The following is a 15690-nucleotide window of genomic DNA, read 5'->3' on the forward strand; positions in this document are numbered from 1 at the left end:
GGAGGGGGAGCATGGGCACCATCGGCATCGCGATCCCCGAATCCGTGTGGTCGGCGAGGTCCGAGCAGTTCTACACCCAGGTGCTGCAGGGGCTGGAGGACACGGTGGTCCCTCTCGGACACACCGTCCTCAGCCGCGTGTGCCGCAGCGTCGACGAGGAGATCGAGGCGCTGCGGCGATGGGCCGAGCGGCCCCTGGCCGACGTGGTGATCCTCAAGGACCTCCACGTGGACGATCCGCGACCGTCGGCCGCCCGGGAGCTCGGCCTGCCGTTCATCGTGATCGGCGACGAACGCCAGCGCCGGATCTCCTCGAGCGTGACCATGGACAACGGCGGGACCATGCGCCGGCTGCTCCAGGACCTGCGCGAGCTCGGCCACGAGGCGATCGCCCACGTGGGCGGGCCGTCGGACCTGCTGCACAGCGCGTGGAGGCGCGAGGCCTACGAGGCCTTCGTGCGCGAGCACGGCATGGCGATGCTCGCGGCCGACGGGGACTACGGCGCGGCCAGCGGCGCCGAGTGCGTCCGGACCCTGCTGTCCGGATCCCTCCGGCCGACGGTGATCGTCCACGACAACGACGCCATGGCCATCGCCGGCTGCGACCGGGCGGTCGCGATGGGTGTCGCCGTCCCGCAGGACGTCTCCATCGTGGCCTGGGACGATTCTCCGGCGTGCCAGACCCATGACCCGCCGCTCGCGGTGATCGACCGCCAGCCGCATCAGCTGGGGGTGGATCTCGGACGGGCTGCGACCTCGCTTCTGGCGGATCCGGCCCGACCCGTCCACCTCACGCAGGATGTGCCGCGGCTGCTCCCGCGGGGAACCGTGGCGCCACGACGCGGCTGACGGTGTTCATCGGCGGTGCCGGTGCGCGCCGTGGACGCCGGCGCTCAGCGCCGGCGCGAGGTCACGGTTCTGAGAACCCGACCCCCGCGAGCGCCGGCTCGGGAGACCATGAAGCATGATCTTCGATCTCGATCCCCTCGAGCTCCTCGCCTCGGCCCTGACGGCCGTGTCCCTGGCCGTGCCGATCGCCTTCCTCCTCGCCGCGGGTGTCGTCGCGGCGCCGCGCCGGATGTGGAGCGGTGCCGGGCTCGGCCTGGGAGCCAGCCTGCTGGTGGGAGTGATCATCGCGGGGGCGGCGAGCTTCGTGGGCCGCGGGGGACTGATCGGGTCCCTCACCGGCGTGGGGATCGTCCTGGGAGTGCTGTGCGCGCTGGCTGCGGCGGTGCTGGTCGTGCTGCGGCGCGACGGCTCGGCGCTCGGGGCGGGCCTGGGCATCGCCGCCTGCGTGCTGATCGGGCTCAGCGATCCCAGCCGGATCCTTCCCGCCTTCTTCGGGATCTCCTCCTCTGAGGTCATCGCGCTCGCCGCAGTCGTCATCGACGCCATGGCCGTGGTGGCCCTCGCATCTGCTCTGGTGGCACTGAGCGGGCGGGTTCGGGCGCTCCAGATCGGCACCGCCTGCGCCGCCGCCGTGGCGGGCGTGCTGACCCTCGCCTCGATGATCGTCGGCGGAGCGCCCGGCACCTCACTGTCGACCCTGCTGATCGTCCTGGTCATCGCCTTCGCCATCGGCAGCATCGCCGGCGGCGTGCTCGAGGCGCGTCGCTCGCGCGAGGCCGACGCGACGGTGGAGGGGTGAGGGGCGCGGACCTCGAGGGGGACTCCTCGTCGAGGCTGGTGCACCGGTGAAACGTGTGTCGCTTGCGCTGCGCTCGCTGGAGTACGGCATCCAGCACGACATCGCCCACCTGCTGCTGATCGCGCTCCCGCTGGGTGCCCTGCTCCTCGTCATCCCGGCGAAGAGCCGACGCCGAGTCGCCGTCTTCGCCGGGCTCGGCGTCCTCCTGGGACTCGGCACGATCGTGCTGGACAGGTCACTGTGGTGGGCCCCCTCACTGTGGGGAACCTCCGGCCAGGGGCTCTCCCCCTTCGACGTGCTGCGCCCGGGACTGCACGCGGTGATCCTTGCCGGGGCGCTCTGTGCCGTGGTGGTGGTCGTCCGGTCGTGGCAGGGAAGAGAGGCTGCCGGTAGGGTGCTGGCCCCGTCGGCCGGCCTGCTGCTCGGACTGGGCGCACCGTACGACTTCCGCACGACGGGGGAGCAGATCTTCTATCCCGTCTTCTCCCGGATGTATACGCCGGAACAGCTCGAGGCGGCGCCCATCCGAATCACCCTGAGCAGCGTCGCCGACGACGCCTTCCATGTCGCCGTATGGACGCTCGCCACGACGGTGGTGGTGCTCGTCCTCGTGGTGTTCGGCCGGCGATCCGGCGCCGTCGCCGTGGGTGCTGCCCTCGGCGCGGTGGTCAGCGCCGTGCTCGCCGGGGGCGAGCTCGTCGTGGACATCCTCGTGAGGGCATTGGCGCTTATGGGCCGACCGGGCGTCTGGTTCCATGTTCCGTCGGACCAGATCATCACCGCGTGTGTGGCCGCGATCGTGCTGGGGATCGTGGCGGCGCTGCTCTCCTCGCGAGTGCCGCGTCCCCGGATCCGGTGAGCGGAATGCGTGTCGTGGGGCGCTGATGCCCGTTGCTCACGCCTGCGCCGGCAGCGGAACGTCCTCGGTCAGTGAGGTGAAGACGTCCTCGGCATCAGCCGAGGGGACGACACGGTTCGGGTCACCCGGAGCCGGCTCCCACGGCATCGTGACGATGGTGATGTCGTCCTGGTCCACGTGCGAGACGCGTGTGGCGAGGGTGGCCAGTGCTCTGACCGACCCGAGATCGTCGTCGACGGTGAGGGAGGCGATCACGGCGTCCAGGAAGGAGTACAACCGGTCCGGACGGTTCAGCACCCCGTCGTGACGCACCGTGTTCGCGATCGCGTCGATGACCTCCTTCTGGTGATCCAAGCGCGCGATGTCGCTGCCATCGCCCACGGCGTGCCGGGTGCGAGCCCAGGCCAGTGCCTGGTAGCCGTCCAGGACCTGATCACCCTGCGGGAGATCCAGATCGGCGAAGGGATCCTGCAACGTCTCCTCGAGGTGGACCGGGATGCCGCCGAGGGCGTCGATGATGTCCGCGAACCCATCGAAGTCGACCTCGACGAAGTGGTCGATGCCGACCCCGGTGAGCTCCTCGGCGGCGCGCACCGAGCACGCCGGGCCGTAGTTCAGCGCAGAGTTGATCATGCCGCGCCTGCTCGGCGCCTCGCCGCGCCCGGCGTCAGCACAGGCCGGCAGCTCGAGCACGGTGTCACGCGGGATCTGGACCACGTCGATCCGATCGTCGTCCTCGGCCAGGTGGACCACCATCAGCGAGTCGGAGCGCTTGCTGCCGTCACCCTGCTCGAAGTTCCCACTGGTCAGATCCCGACTGTCTGATCCGAGGACCAGGATGTTCATCCCGTCGGTCGGGAGGGGATCGGCCTCGTCGGTCCCGGCCCGCAGCGGAGCCGTCTCGAGGCTGCCCTGCAGGCGCATCGCCGGGATCATCACGCCGGCCAGGACGGCGACCGCCAGGAGCGCACCGGTGACCAGGAGAGTGCGGCGCAGGCGCACCTTCCGCCGCGGTGACATCGCGCGATGCCGCCCGCGCGGCCGCTGCACAGAACTCATGAGCACCTCTCCTTCGCCCGACCCGGTGGCGGCCTGCCCGTACCGGCGCGGCATAGTATGCGGCCCGGAGCTGGGCACTTCGTCATCAGGGCGTTCCATGCTGCGTGGCCGGGCATCCTCGCGCCGTCGTCACTCCCGCTGCCTGCGGGCGTGGTCGTCGGCGTAGGCGCGGAAGACCTCCTCCGGCTCTCCCTCCACCTTGACGAACCCCTGGATCTTCTGTGCCAGGTGGGAGATCACCTCGGACAGCGCCCGGGCTGTGGCCCGCACGTCGGCCGACGGCGCCTCCCGGCCGGCATCGCGCAGCTCGAGCGCGTGGGGCAGCTGGCGGGCCAGGGACTGTTCCGGATCCTCTTCCTGGAAGAAGTAGCTCTCCGAGTGCTGGGAGAGATCCACGCAGACGCCGGCGAGATCGGCGGTGAGAGTCTCCAGGGTCCGCGCCGCCGAGCTGGGCTCGAGCTGTGAGAGCTCCGCGGCGTACTCGGCGTCGGCCAGAGCGGCGAGGCGCAGGGCCAGGGTCCGTCGGCGCGCGAGGGCGGGATGGACCTGCATGAACCACGTCATCGCGGCCGTCAGCAGGGCGAATCCTGTGAGGGCTTCCAGTGGCGCGATGACGCGCACCCAGTCGGCGTTGGGGACCACGTCGCCGTAGCCGAGGGTCGACAGGGTCATGAAGGCGACGTACAGCGGTTCGGTGAGGGCGCCCTGCTGGGCGGGATCGACGCCGGAGTACGAAAATACCTCAGGCAGGTGGGGCGCATAGATCAGCGCCCATCCCACGCCCTGCAGCAGCACCCACAGAATGATGACGGCCACCATGCCGCCGGGCCCCACGGCGGAACCGAACCGGTGACCCAGCGCGGCGGACCCCTTCCAGAACGCCACGATGACGGCGTGACTCAGCCGTCCCTTCCCGCGCGGGTGCAGCAGTGTGTGGAACATGTCGAAGAGGCCGACGAGGACGAGGGCGATCCCGGCCAGCATGGAGAGGGCGGTCATCCGGCTCTTCTTCTTTCCCCGCGATGGCGGTGGAGGCGACGTTCGCTGATGTCGCGCGCGGCGACGCCGCGAAGAATACGTGATCAGCCCTCGTCCCCGGCGCCGGTGCGGCCCCCGGCAGGGGCGCCCGATCGGTCGGTATCGGCGAGAGAGAACCCGGCCGGAGCCAGGCGAGCGAGCTCCTCGCGCAGCAGCGCGCCGATCTCCGCGCGGCGCTGCTCTCCCATCCGTTCGATCGGACCGGTGATGCTGACCGCCGCCGACTTCCCACCGGGCCGGACCATGGCGACCCCTACGCACGCGATACCCGTCTCGTTCTCCTCGACCTCGCTCGCCCAGCCCCGGCGCGCGGCCTCCTCGACGACGCCGGCAAGACGCCGAGGAGTGACCTCGGCTCCGGGCTCGGCCGCACGGGCGGCGGTGGCCTGTGCGTATGCCTCCAGAGCGGGTCCGCGGATCCCGTCGGCCGCGAGCATCGCCCGGCCCATGGCGGTGCGCCCGGCGGGAGCCCGCTTGCCGACGCGGGACCACACCCGCAGGGTGCGCTCGGGCTCGACCTTGTCGAGGTAGAGGACGTGTGCGCCGTCCATCCGGCCGAGATGGACGAGCTCCTGCGTGCGCTGGGAGATCGAGGCGAGGGCGGGCGCGAACAGGACCGGCAGATGGTCACCGCCCTCGAAGCGACCTGCCATGACCAAGGGCGCGCTGCCCAGGCGGTATCGCTGGTCCGGCGGCACCTGCTCGGCGAAATCGCGGTGGATCAGGGCGCGCAGCAACCGGTGCACCGAGGCCTTGTTCAACCCGCTGCGCCCGGCGATGTCGCGCAGCGTCATTCCGTCTGGACCAGCCTCGGCGAGGATCTCGAGCAGGGCGAGCGCCTTGTCGACGCTGCCCACGGGGGAGGAGCCGCCGTCCGGGGTGGTGGCCATGGCGTCGATCGTCTCCTGTCCGTCTGGGACCGCGTTGCTGCGGGGTACTCCTCGCCCTAGGCTGACATGCATTACGGAATACCTGTTCCACGATACAGAACATGCCGTTCCCCCGCGCCGACGACGCCGTGTGCTCTCGGGGCGTGGACCGCAGCAGCGCCTCAGGAGGGGCAGTCATGAGCATCCAGCGCCTCGACGTCATCGTCACCAGCCCCGGTCGCAACTTCGTGACCCTCAAGATCACCACCAGCGACGGGATCGTCGGCTGGGGTGACGGCACCCTGAACGGACGCGAGCTCGCGGTCGCCTCCTACCTGCGCGACCACGTCGCCCCCACCCTCGTCGGCCGCAACGAGTCGGCGATCGAGCAGACCTGGCAGTACCTCTACCGCAGCCCGTACTGGCGGCGCGGGCCCGTCACCATGGCCGCCGTCGCCGCGGTGGACATGGCCCTGTGGGACATCGCCGCGAAGAAGGCCGGCGAGCCCCTGTACAAGCTGCTCGGCGGTGCCTCCCGCACCGGGCTGATGGCCTACGTCCACGCCTCCGGCAGCACCATCGAACGGCTGAACGACGCCGTTGCCGGATACGTCGACCAGGGCTTCCAGGCTGTGCGCATCCAGAGCGGGGTGCCGGGCCTGGGCCAGATCTACGGCGTTCACGACGCGGCCCCGGGGGCTGCCTACGAGTACGAGCCCGCCGGCCGGCCCGCCACCGATGGCTCCGAGCCCGCGGCGCTGCGGCCGACGGAGGAGACCTGGGACACCGCCGCCTACCTGCGCCACCTGCCCTCGGTCTTCGCCGCGGTGCGCGAGCAGTTCGGCGGCGAGCTGCGGCTCCTGCACGACGGGCACCACCGCATGTCGCCCATCGAAGCGGCCAAGCTCGCCAAGGCGATCGAGCCCTACGACCCGTTCTGGCTCGAGGACTGCACGCCCGGGGAGGACCAGTCCGCACTGCGCCTGGTGCGCCAGCACTCCGTGACCCCGCTGGCGATCGGCGAGGTGTTCAACTCGGTCCACGACTACCAGACGCTGATCACCGAGCGCCTCATCGACTACGTGCGCTCCTCGACCACCCACGCCGGCGGCATCACCGGCCTGCGCCAGATCATGACCTTCGCCGGCATCTACGGGATCCGCTCGGGCTTCCACGGGCCGACGGACGTCTCTCCCGTGGGCATGGCCGCGAACCTCCACCTGGGCCTGGCGATCCACAACTTCGGCATCCAGGAGTACATGCCGCACTCGGCCACCGCGCTCGAGGTGTTCCGTACCAGCTACAGCGTCGACGGCGGCATGCTGCACCCGGGGGAGACCCCGGGGCTCGGCGTCGAGCTCGACGAGCAGGCCGCGGCGGCCCACGAGTACGTGCCGGCCTATCTGCCCGTCAATCGGCTGCGGGACGGTTCCGTGCACGACTGGTGAGCGGCGGCCTCGGCGACAATGGCACGGTGAGCGAGACCCAGACGACCGTCGACTCCGTCCTCACCCTGCTGCGCGCCGAGCCGCTGGGTGAGGGCCAGCTCGAACAGCTGGCCCTCGAGGCCGGCCTCCTGCCCACCGCGGAGCTCGTCTATCTTGTCGAGTCCCGGCCCGCCACGGAGGCCGCGCTGCTGTTCCGCGTGCTCGACAAGGGCACCGCACTGGCCGTCTTCGAGGCGCTGCCCGCGGACCACCAGGCGGGACTGATCTCCGGGCTGCGCACTCCCCAGGTCGCCGAGATCATCGACGACCTGGACCCCGATGACAGGGCCTCCCTGTTCGACGAGCTGCCGGCCTCGGTCGCCGAGCGCCTGATGCGGGGTCTGGACGCCGGTCAGCGCGCCATGACCACGGTGGTGCTGGGGTATCCGCGGGACTCCATCGGCCGGTACATGTCGCCGGAGATGCTCACCCTGCGGCCATCGGCGACCGTGCGCGAGGCGCTGGAGCACGTGCGCTCCCACGCGGACGAGCCCGAGACGATCTACATGCTGCCGGTCGTGGACGGCACGCGACGCCTTCTCGGCGTCGTGGGCCTGCGCCGGCTGCTGGTTTCGGACGAGGAGGAGCTCGTGGGCGACCTCGCCCACGAGGCCGTCCACGCCCTGGCCACCGACGGCCGCGAGGAGGCGGCGCGGCGATTCCTCGACGCGAAGCTGCTGGCGATGCCCGTCCTCGACCGCGAGGGCCGGCTGGTGGGGATCGTGACCATCGATGATGCCGTCGACATCATCGAGCAGGAGAACGCCGAGGACTCCGCGCGCACCGGGGGGTCCGAGCCGCTGCCCCGGGCCTACCTCTCCACGCCGATCCTGCGGATCGTGCGCAGCCGCATCGTGTGGCTGCTGATCCTGGCGGTCTCGGCGATCCTCACCGTCCAGGTTCTCGAGATCTTCGAGGACCGGCTCCACCAGGTCGTCGTGCTCGCCCTGTTCATCCCGCTGCTGACCGGCACCGGCGGCAATACGGGCAACCAGGCCGCGACCACCGTGACCCGGGCGCTGGCGACAGGGGAGGTGCGAGTGCGCGATCTCCCGCGGGTGGTGTGGCGCGAGCTGCGGGTCGGGGCCACCCTCGGCGCCGTCCTCGGCAGCCTCGGGCTCGTGATCGCGGGGCTGGTCTACGGCTGGCCCATCGGCCTCGTGATGGGGGCGACCCTGCTGTCGGTGTGCATGATGGCGGCGATGGTCGGCGGCCTGATGCCGCTGGTGGCGAAGCGGGTCGGGGCGGATCCCGCCGTGTTCTCCAACCCCTTCATCTCCACGTTCTGCGACGCCACCGGCCTGATCATCTACTTCACGATCGCCACGGCCGTCCTCGGGCTCTGAGGGGCTCACTCGCGCCGGCTCCCGCTGCCCGGAGTCCGATCGCACGGCGTCGCCGTTATCGGTCCGTCATCTTGTGTCCACCATGCGCCCCTCTCTCGTCTGGCGCCGGAATGTATACAAAAGTGGCGTGACGACGCGAGGAGTTCGGATCCGAGCAGTTCGGATCGACGTGTCGTCGGAGAGGTCCTGACCCCCCCGAACTCTTCGTCATCCCGCAGCAGGACGGAGGTGGCCACGTGAGACGACGCTCAGCACTGGGTCTCGGAGCAGCAGGCGCTGCTGCGCTGGTGGCGGGGTGCGTGCCGCTCCAGCCACTGGGAGACCCGCCCGAACGCCCCGAGCGCAAGCAGGTCAGCGCTGACGGCAGGCCGCTCCGCGAGGGCGGGCATCTGGTCATGGCGCTGTCCTCCGAGCCGGACCGGCTGGACCCCACCACCTCGAGCTCTTTGTATACGCGCTTCGTCATGCAGACGATGTGCGAGAAGCTCTACGACATCTCGGCCGACGGCGAGATCGTGCCCATGCTCGCCACCGAGCTGCCCACGATCTCCGAGGACGGCCTCACCGTCGAGATCCCCCTCAAGGACGGCGTCCTGTTCGCCGACGGAGCCGAGTTCGACGCGGAGGCCGTACGCCTCACTCTCGAACGCCACCTCACCCTCGAGGGCTCGACCCGTGCCTCCGAGCTGGGGCCGATCAGCGCCGTGGAGGCCATAGAGCCGCTGCGCGTGCGCGTGAAGTTCGAGAGCCCCTTCGCCCCGTTCACCGCGGCCCTGGCCGATCGCGCCGGCATGATCATGTCGCCGCAGGCGCTCGACGAGCTCGGGGAGGACTTCGGCAACCACCCCGTCGGCGTCGGCGCGTTCAAGTTCGTCCGTCGCGTGCCGCAGACTGCCATCGAGGTCGAGGCTGATCCTCTGTACTACGACGCGGACAACGTCCATCTCGACCGCATCACCTACCGGATCATGACCGATGCGAACATCCGCGCCGCCAACATCCAGTCCGGTGATGTCCACGTCGCCGACAGCATCTCCCCGCAGGACTTCGAAGCGCTCCAGGCCGTGGACGGCGTGGGCACCCTGCAGGTGGAGTCACTGGGCTACCAAGGGCTGACCGTCAACGTCGGCCACGCCCCCGAGGGGCAGGAGCCCCCGAGCACCCCTTTGGCCACCGACGAGCGCGTGCGACAGGCCCTGTCCCACGCCGTGGACCGGAACGCCCTGGTCAACACCGTCTTCAACGGCTGGTACACGGCGGCGGGCTCCCCGATCTCGCCCTCCTCACCGTATACCTCGCCCGAGAGCCGCCATCTGCCGGCCTACGACCCGGACGCCGCGAAGGCCCTCCTCGAGGAGGCCGGGGTGGAGATCCCGTACCCGGTCCGGGTGACGGTCTCGAACACCCAGGACGGATTGCGCTACGCCCAGGCCCTGCAGGCCCAGGCGAAGGAGGCCGGGTTCGCCATCCACGTCGCGCCGATGGAGTACACGGCGGTGCTGGACGCACAGAGCCGCGGGGATTTCGAGGTCGTGCTGCTGGGATGGTCCGGCCGTGTCGACCCCCACGGCAACGCCTACTCCTTCTGGACCACCGGCGGCGGCAACAACTACCCGGGAGTCTCCGACCCCGAGGTCGACCGGCTGCTGGAGGACGCCACCCAGGTCACAGACATCGGCGAGCGCGCCGAGGTCTACGGCGAGGCGGTCGCCCGCATGCAGGAGGTCAATGCCTTCATCTATCTCTATCGCGTGCGCAGCCTGACCGCTCACCGCGATGACGTCGCCGGCGTGGCCGTGTACGCAGACGGGGTCGTCCACCTCTCCCACGCCGCCTTCCTGGATGGTGATCGCTCATGATCCGTTTTCTGCTCGTGCGGATGGCCGAGGCGCTGACCACGCTGCTGATCGCCGCCCTCGTCATCTTCCTGGGCGTGCGTGCCCTGCCCGGCGACCCGGCCCTGGCCATGGCGGGGGAGGAGGCCACCCCGGAGCAGGTCGCCGCGGTGCGCACCGAACTGGGCCTGGACGAACCGCTGCCGGTGCAGTTCCTGGCGTTCCTGCAGAGCATCGTCACCGGCGACCTGGGCGCCTCCACCCGCACCGGCCAGCCCGTCACCCAGATGATCGCGACCACGCTGCCGGTGACCATGTGGCTCTCCGGGTTCGCCATCCTGGTGGCCGTGATCGTCGGGATCACGCTCGGCATGCTCGCCGAGCGACGCCGTGGGCGTCCCGAAGAGGTGGGCGCCAATCTCTTCGCCCTCATCGGGCTGTCCGTGCCCAACTTCTGGCTGGGGCTGCTGGCGATCCTGCTGCTCGCCGTCGGACTGGGCTGGTTCCCCGCCTCGGGATACGTCGATGTGCTGGAGGACCCGATACGCGGCATCCACCACCTGTTCCTGCCCTCGGTGATCCTGGGGACCAGCCTCGCCGCGGTCATCACCCGGCAGACCCGAGCCTCGATGATCGAGACCATGAGCACCGACTACGTGCGCACCGCCCGCGCCACCGGCATCGGGCGCGGGCGCATCCTGCTGCGCTACGGACTGCGAAACTCCCTGATCGTGCTGGTCACCATCGTCGGCCTGCAGCTGGGAGCGCTCATCTCCGGGGCGGTGGTCACCGAGCGCATCTTCGCGCTGCCGGGCCTGGGACGGCTCACGCTCGATGCCGTCTTCGCCCGCGACTATCCCGTGATCCAGGCCGTGGTGCTGGTCATCACCGCCGGCTACGTCCTGATCAACATTCTCGTCGACGTCCTCTACTCCGTCATCAATCCACAGATCCGGACAGGCGGTGCCACCTCGTGACCGACGCGCTGAGAACCCCCTCGACCCCCGCCCGGGGCACCGGCTCGAGCTCGGGCCCCACCGCCGGGACGGCCACGCCGGGCCCCGGTGCGAAGGGCCCGACGGACGCGCCGGTCGCGGGCACGCCCCGGCGCCAGAGCGTGCTGGGCGCACTGGTCTCCACGCCCCAGGGCGTCATCGGCTCCGTACTGGTGGCGCTCGTGGTGGGCGCGGCCGTCCTCGGGCCCCTGCTCGCTCCGCACGGCTTCGCCGAGACCAACTTCGCCCACCCGTTCCAGGTGCCCCGCACCGTCGGCTACCCGCTGGGGACCGACGACCTGGGCCGCGACATCCTCTCCCGCCTGCTGCACGGGGTGCGGGCCTCGATGATCGTCGGCCTCCTGACGATCGTGCTGGCCGTGGGCATCGGCACCCCGCTGGGACTGCTCGCCGGCTACTGGCGGCCGGCCGACCTCGTCGTCTCCCGCCTGACCGATGTGGCCCTCGCCTTCCCGTTCCTCGTGCTCGCCGTCGGGCTGACGGCGATCGCCGGGGCGAGCCTGACCAATGCCGCCCTCGCACTGGGCATCGCGAACATCCCCACCATGGTCCGGGTGGTGCGCGGCGAGACGCTGCGACTGCGTGAGACGGAGTTCGTCAAGGCGGCGATCGCGACGGATGCCTCGGCGCCCCGCATCCTGGGACTGCACATCCTGCCGGGCGCGGTCAGCGCCATCATCGTCCAGGCCACGGTGATCATGCCGGTGGCCGTGATCGGGGAGGCGACCCTCTCGTTTCTCGGCCTGGGCATCCAGCCGCCCTCGCCCAGCCTCGGGATCATGCTCTCCGACGCCCAGCAGTACATCTACCGGTCGTCGTCCGCGGCGATCTTTCCCGGCCTGGCGATCGTCCTGATCTGCCTCGCCTTCAACATCTTCGGAGACGCCCTGCGGGATGCCTTCGATCCGTCCGTGACCAAGGGAAGCCGCCGATGACGCCCTCCAGCCCGACCAGCCCCTCCACCTCGACCAGCTCCGGCCGCCCGCAGCCCGGGTTCGTGGTGCCGCCCGGTCCGACCACCCGTCCCACTCTCGAGGGCACCTTCGGGATGAGCGCGACCACCCACTGGATCGCGACCGCGTGCTCTCAGGCCGTCCTGGAGCGCGGCGGGAACGCCTTCGACGCCGCCACCGCCGCGGCCTTCGCGCTGCACGTGGTCGAGCCGCATCTCAACGGCCCCGGAGGCGACATGACCGGGGTCTTCGCCACGGCGGAGGACCCCACGCCGGTGGTGATGATGGGCCAGGGCGCCGCCCCCGCGGGCGCAACGATCGAGCACTACCGCGCCGAAGGGCTCGAACGGGTTCCCGGCACAGGCGCCCTGGCGGCCGCGATCCCCACGGCGGTCGACGCCTGGCTGAAGCTCCTGGCCGAGCACGGCACGTGGGAGCTGGCCGACGTCCTGGCCTACGCGATCGAGCTCGCCGAGGACGGCCACCCCGTGCTCGCCCGAGTCAGCGCCCAGATCGAGGCGCTCTCGCAGATGTTCACCGAGCACTGGCCCAGCTCGGCGGCGCTGTGGATGCCGGACGGTGCGCCGCCCGCCCCGGGGCAGCTCGTGCACAATACTGAGTACGCGGCCGTGCTGCGCGACCTCATCGCAGCCGGCGAGGCTGTCGAGACCGGCACCGAGGACGATGGGCGCGCGGCCCGGATCCAGGCGGCCCGCGAGCGGTGGCGCACCGGACCGGTCGCCGAGGCGATCGCCGAGTTCGTGCGCACCCCGCATCGCCACTCCGACGGCGCCGACCACGCCGGCGTCATCACGGCCGCCGACCTCGCCGCCACCGAGGCCACCTTCGAGCCCGCCGCGACCGCCAGCTTCCGCGGATGGACGATCGCCAAGACCGGCCCCTGGGGCCAGGGCCCGGTGCTGCTGCAGGCCCTGCGCCTCCTCGACGGCTTCGACGACGACCACCTCGACCCGGCCACCGAGCTCGGCGCCCACACCATCCTCGAGGCGCTGAAGCTGGCCCTGGCCGACCGCGACGCGCACTACGGCGATGGCCAGGTGCCGCTGCAGACCCTCCTGAGCGAGGAGTACATCGCCTCCCGGCGCGCCCTGATCACCGAGGAGGCCTCCCACGAGTTCCGCCCCGGCCGCGTCGGCGACGGGCCCCTGCCGCTGCCGCCCCTGGTCACCGAGGAACAATTCGCGCAGGCCACCGGCGGCGACGTCGACCACGGCGCCGGGGAGCCGACGGTCCGGCCCAGCGGCGAGGCACGCGGGGACACCTGCCACATCGACGTCGTCGACCGCTGGGGCAACATCATCAGCGCCACCCCCTCGGGCGGCTGGCTGCAGTCCTCACCGGCCGTCCCCGGGCTCGGGTTCTGCCTGGGCACCCGCCTGCAGATGATGTGGCTGGACGAGGACATGCCCTCCGCCCTGCGGCCGGGGAAGCGACCGCGCACCACCCTGACCCCGACCCTCGTGCTGCGCGACGGCATCCCGGTGCTCGCCTGCGGTTCCCCCGGCGGCGACCAGCAGGACCAGTGGCAGCTGCTGTTCCTGCTGCGGGTGCTCGTGGGCGGCCTCGAACCGCAGCAGGCCATCGACGCGCCCGCGCTGCACACCACGTCGATGCCGGGCTCGTTCTGGCCGCGCACGTGGACACCGGGCGGGGCGGTGGTCGAGGACCGGCTGGGACCCGACGTCATCGCCGGCCTCGAAGCACGCGGTCATCGCGTGGTCCGGGCCGGCGACTGGGCCCTGGGGCGGCTGTCCTGCGTGAGCCGGGACCCGGCCACCGGGATCCTCCGATCCGCCGCGAATCCCCGCGGCGCCCAGGGCTACGCGGCAGGACGGTGAGCGGCATGAACGATGCGAGAGAGCACGACCCCGGCATCTCGGCCCCGCAGCAGCCGTCGGCCCCGGAGCGCCCGGCCGCCGGAGCCGCCCCGTCGGCCCCGCAGGACGAGCTCGTCCTCGAGATCCGGGACCTGTCGGTCGCCTACGGCGACACCGCGGTCCTCCAGGACGTCGGTCTCACCCTCGCGCCGGGAGAGCGCGCCGCGATCGTGGGCGGCTCGGGATCGGGCAAGTCCACGACGATCTCGGCGATCCTGGGGCTGCTGCCCGGCGCCGGCCGGATCACCGCCGGCTCCATCCGCTACCGCGGCCGGGAGCTCGCCGGCGCCCCCGAGGCCACCTATCGCCGGCTGCGCGGGCAGGGGATCGCCCTTGTCCCGCAGGACCCGATGACCAACCTCAACCCCACGATGCGCATCGGCGACCACATCGCCGACGCCCTGCGCGCCTACGGCCACCGCGACCGCGCCGCCATCACGCAGGACGTCGTCCGGCTGATGACCGAGGCCGGCATCCCCGAGGCCGAACGGCGCCGCAAGCAGTTCCCGCACGAGTTCTCCGGCGGCATGCGTCAGCGGGTGCTGATCGCGATCGCGCTCGCCGGGGACCCCGACGTGATCATCGCCGACGAACCCACCAGCGCCCTCGACGTCAGCGTGCAGAAGCAGATCCTCGACCATCTCGAGCGCCTCGTCGTCCAGCGCGGCATGTCCCTGCTGTTCGTCACCCACGACCTCGGGGTGGCCGCCGACCGCACCGACACCATCCTGGTCATGCACGAGGGCCGTGTCATCGAGCGCGGATCGCCGAACGCGGTGCTGCGATCGGCCCGGGAGGAGTACACCAAGCGGCTGGTCGAGGCCTCGCCCACCCTCGAGGTCGCGCCGCGGCAGGAGGAGCCGCCCCCGCGCTCGTCCGCGCAGGCCCGTCGTGAGCAGGTGCTGCGCATCGAGGACCTGCGCAAGGTCTACCGGCTGCGCGGCGGCCGCAGTGAGGTCGTCGCCCTGGACGGCATCTCCTTCACCGCCCGCCGCGGCCGCACCACGGCGGTCATCGGCGAATCCGGCTCGGGCAAATCGACGCTCGCCAAGATCATCCTCGGACTGGAGAAGGCCAGCGGGGGCACGGTGCTCATGGACGGCCGCCCGGTGGACACGCGCCGTTCATCGGTGCGCCGCGACCTGCGTCGCTTCGCCCAGCCCGTCTTCCAGGACCCCTACTCCTCGCTGGATCCGACGTGGACGGTGCAGCGCATCATCGCCGAGCCACTCGCGGTCTTCGGCATCGGCACCCGGGCCGAGCGGGCTCGGCGCGTCGCGGAGCTGCTGGACCAGGTGGCGCTGCCACGCGAGGTGGACTCCCGCCTGCCCGGAGAGCTCTCCGGCGGTCAGCGCCAGCGGGTCGCGATCGCCCGGGCGCTGTCGAGCTCCCCGCAGCTGCTGGTGTGCGACGAGGCGGTCTCCGCGCTCGACGTCCTCGTCCAGGACCAGATCCTGGAGCTGCTGGGCGACCTGCAGACGCAGCTGGGCATCTCCTGCCTGTTCATCACGCACGACCTGGCGGTGGTCGCGAACCTCGCCGACGACGTGGTGGTCATGCACCGCGGCAGCATCGTGGAGACCGGAGCCACCGGTACAGTGATCAGCGATCCTACCCACGACTACACCCGTGGCCTGCTCGAGGCAGCGCCGGGTCGGGAGTTCATGAATGTCTGATCCGGCG

13 protein-coding genes are annotated in these 15690 nt (G+C 71.2%); 10 read left to right on the forward strand and 3 right to left on the reverse strand.

Annotated features, from left to right (window positions below; all coding sequences use genetic code 11):
* The first annotated feature begins 11 nt into the window (after positions 1-11).
* The 3 genes from ACFQRJ_RS08755 (at position 12) to ACFQRJ_RS08765 (ending at position 2506) form a co-directional block, all read left to right on the forward strand.
* A complete protein-coding gene (locus tag ACFQRJ_RS08755) occupies positions 12-848 on the forward strand; it encodes a LacI family DNA-binding transcriptional regulator (protein ID WP_377018626.1) in 837 nt (278 codons plus the stop codon).
* A gap of 115 nt (positions 849-963) precedes the next feature.
* Entirely contained in the window at positions 964-1647 is a 684-nt protein-coding gene (locus ACFQRJ_RS08760; protein ID WP_377018627.1) for a hypothetical protein, read from the forward strand.
* A 46-nt stretch (positions 1648-1693) separates the two neighbouring features.
* The gene (locus tag ACFQRJ_RS08765; RefSeq protein WP_377018628.1) at positions 1694-2506 is read left to right on the forward strand and encodes a hypothetical protein; all 813 of its coding nucleotides are present in this window, start codon (positions 1694-1696) and stop codon (positions 2504-2506) included.
* A 36-nt stretch (positions 2507-2542) separates the two neighbouring features.
* Here the strand turns inward: ACFQRJ_RS08765 and ACFQRJ_RS08770 are convergent, their stop codons facing one another.
* From ACFQRJ_RS08770 to ACFQRJ_RS08780, 3 genes are all read right to left on the reverse strand, one after another.
* The gene (locus tag ACFQRJ_RS08770) at positions 2543-3565 is read right to left on the reverse strand and encodes an LCP family protein (RefSeq protein ID WP_377018629.1); all 1023 of its coding nucleotides are present in this window, start codon (positions 3563-3565) and stop codon (positions 2543-2545) included.
* Between the two features lie 129 nt (positions 3566-3694).
* Positions 3695-4564: a potassium channel family protein gene (locus ACFQRJ_RS08775; RefSeq protein WP_377018630.1), complete on the reverse strand. Its 870-nt coding sequence runs from the start codon at positions 4562-4564 to the stop codon at positions 3695-3697.
* A gap of 83 nt (positions 4565-4647) precedes the next feature.
* The gene (locus tag ACFQRJ_RS08780; protein WP_377018631.1) at positions 4648-5493 is read right to left on the reverse strand and encodes an IclR family transcriptional regulator; all 846 of its coding nucleotides are present in this window, start codon (positions 5491-5493) and stop codon (positions 4648-4650) included.
* Positions 5494-5669: 176 nt separating this feature from the next.
* Here ACFQRJ_RS08780 and manD point away from each other — a divergent pair, with 176 nt between their 5' ends.
* The 7 genes from manD (at position 5670) to ACFQRJ_RS08815 (ending at position 15683) form a co-directional block, all read left to right on the forward strand.
* On the forward strand, positions 5670-6920 hold the full coding sequence (gene manD / locus ACFQRJ_RS08785; RefSeq protein WP_377018632.1) for a D-mannonate dehydratase ManD: 1251 nt from the start codon (positions 5670-5672) through the stop codon (positions 6918-6920).
* Positions 6921-6946: 26 nt separating this feature from the next.
* Positions 6947-8305 carry a magnesium transporter gene (mgtE, locus tag ACFQRJ_RS08790; protein WP_377018633.1) on the forward strand — a complete coding sequence of 453 codons (1359 nt, stop codon included), beginning with the start codon at positions 6947-6949 and terminating at the stop codon, positions 8303-8305.
* 236 nt (positions 8306-8541) lie between these two features.
* Complete coding sequence (locus ACFQRJ_RS08795; protein ID WP_377018634.1) at positions 8542-10164, forward strand: ABC transporter substrate-binding protein; 1623 nt, start codon at positions 8542-8544, stop codon at positions 10162-10164.
* On the forward strand, positions 10161-11117 hold the full coding sequence (locus tag ACFQRJ_RS08800; RefSeq protein ID WP_377018635.1) for an ABC transporter permease: 957 nt from the start codon (positions 10161-10163) through the stop codon (positions 11115-11117). Before ACFQRJ_RS08795 ends, ACFQRJ_RS08800 begins: the two co-directional genes overlap by 4 nt.
* A complete protein-coding gene (locus ACFQRJ_RS08805) occupies positions 11114-12091 on the forward strand; it encodes an ABC transporter permease (RefSeq protein ID WP_377018636.1) in 978 nt (325 codons plus the stop codon). Before ACFQRJ_RS08800 ends, ACFQRJ_RS08805 begins: the two co-directional genes overlap by 4 nt.
* A gap of 113 nt (positions 12092-12204) precedes the next feature.
* Entirely contained in the window at positions 12205-13968 is a 1764-nt protein-coding gene (locus ACFQRJ_RS08810; protein ID WP_377018994.1) for a gamma-glutamyltransferase family protein, read from the forward strand.
* A 5-nt stretch (positions 13969-13973) separates the two neighbouring features.
* Complete coding sequence (locus ACFQRJ_RS08815) at positions 13974-15683, forward strand: dipeptide ABC transporter ATP-binding protein (RefSeq protein ID WP_377018637.1); 1710 nt, start codon at positions 13974-13976, stop codon at positions 15681-15683.
* Positions 15684-15690 lie beyond the last annotated feature (7 nt).

The sequence above is a fragment of the Brachybacterium sp. GCM10030252 genome, assembly GCF_042666535.1.
GTDB lineage: Bacteria > Actinomycetota > Actinomycetes > Actinomycetales > Dermabacteraceae > Brachybacterium.

Bases quoted from the DNA above. Each gene is read 5' to 3' on its own strand.
- ACFQRJ_RS08755 (WP_377018626.1), top strand. From the start codon at position 12: ATGGGCACCATCGGCATCGCGATCCCCGAATCCGTGTGGTCGGCGAGG.
- ACFQRJ_RS08760 (WP_377018627.1), top strand. From the start codon at position 964: ATGATCTTCGATCTCGATCCCCTCGAGCTCCTCGCCTCGGCCCTGACG.
- ACFQRJ_RS08770 (WP_377018629.1), bottom strand. From the start codon at position 3,565: ATGAGTTCTGTGCAGCGGCCGCGCGGGCGGCATCGCGCGATGTCACCG.
- ACFQRJ_RS08775 (WP_377018630.1), bottom strand. From the start codon at position 4,564: ATGACCGCCCTCTCCATGCTGGCCGGGATCGCCCTCGTCCTCGTCGGC.
- ACFQRJ_RS08780 (WP_377018631.1), bottom strand. From the start codon at position 5,493: ATGGCCACCACCCCGGACGGCGGCTCCTCCCCCGTGGGCAGCGTCGAC.
- manD (WP_377018632.1), top strand. From the start codon at position 5,670: ATGAGCATCCAGCGCCTCGACGTCATCGTCACCAGCCCCGGTCGCAAC.
- ACFQRJ_RS08800 (WP_377018635.1), top strand. From the start codon at position 10,161: ATGATCCGTTTTCTGCTCGTGCGGATGGCCGAGGCGCTGACCACGCTG.
- ACFQRJ_RS08810 (WP_377018994.1), top strand. From the start codon at position 12,205: ATGAGCGCGACCACCCACTGGATCGCGACCGCGTGCTCTCAGGCCGTC.
- ACFQRJ_RS08815 (WP_377018637.1), top strand. From the start codon at position 13,974: ATGAACGATGCGAGAGAGCACGACCCCGGCATCTCGGCCCCGCAGCAG.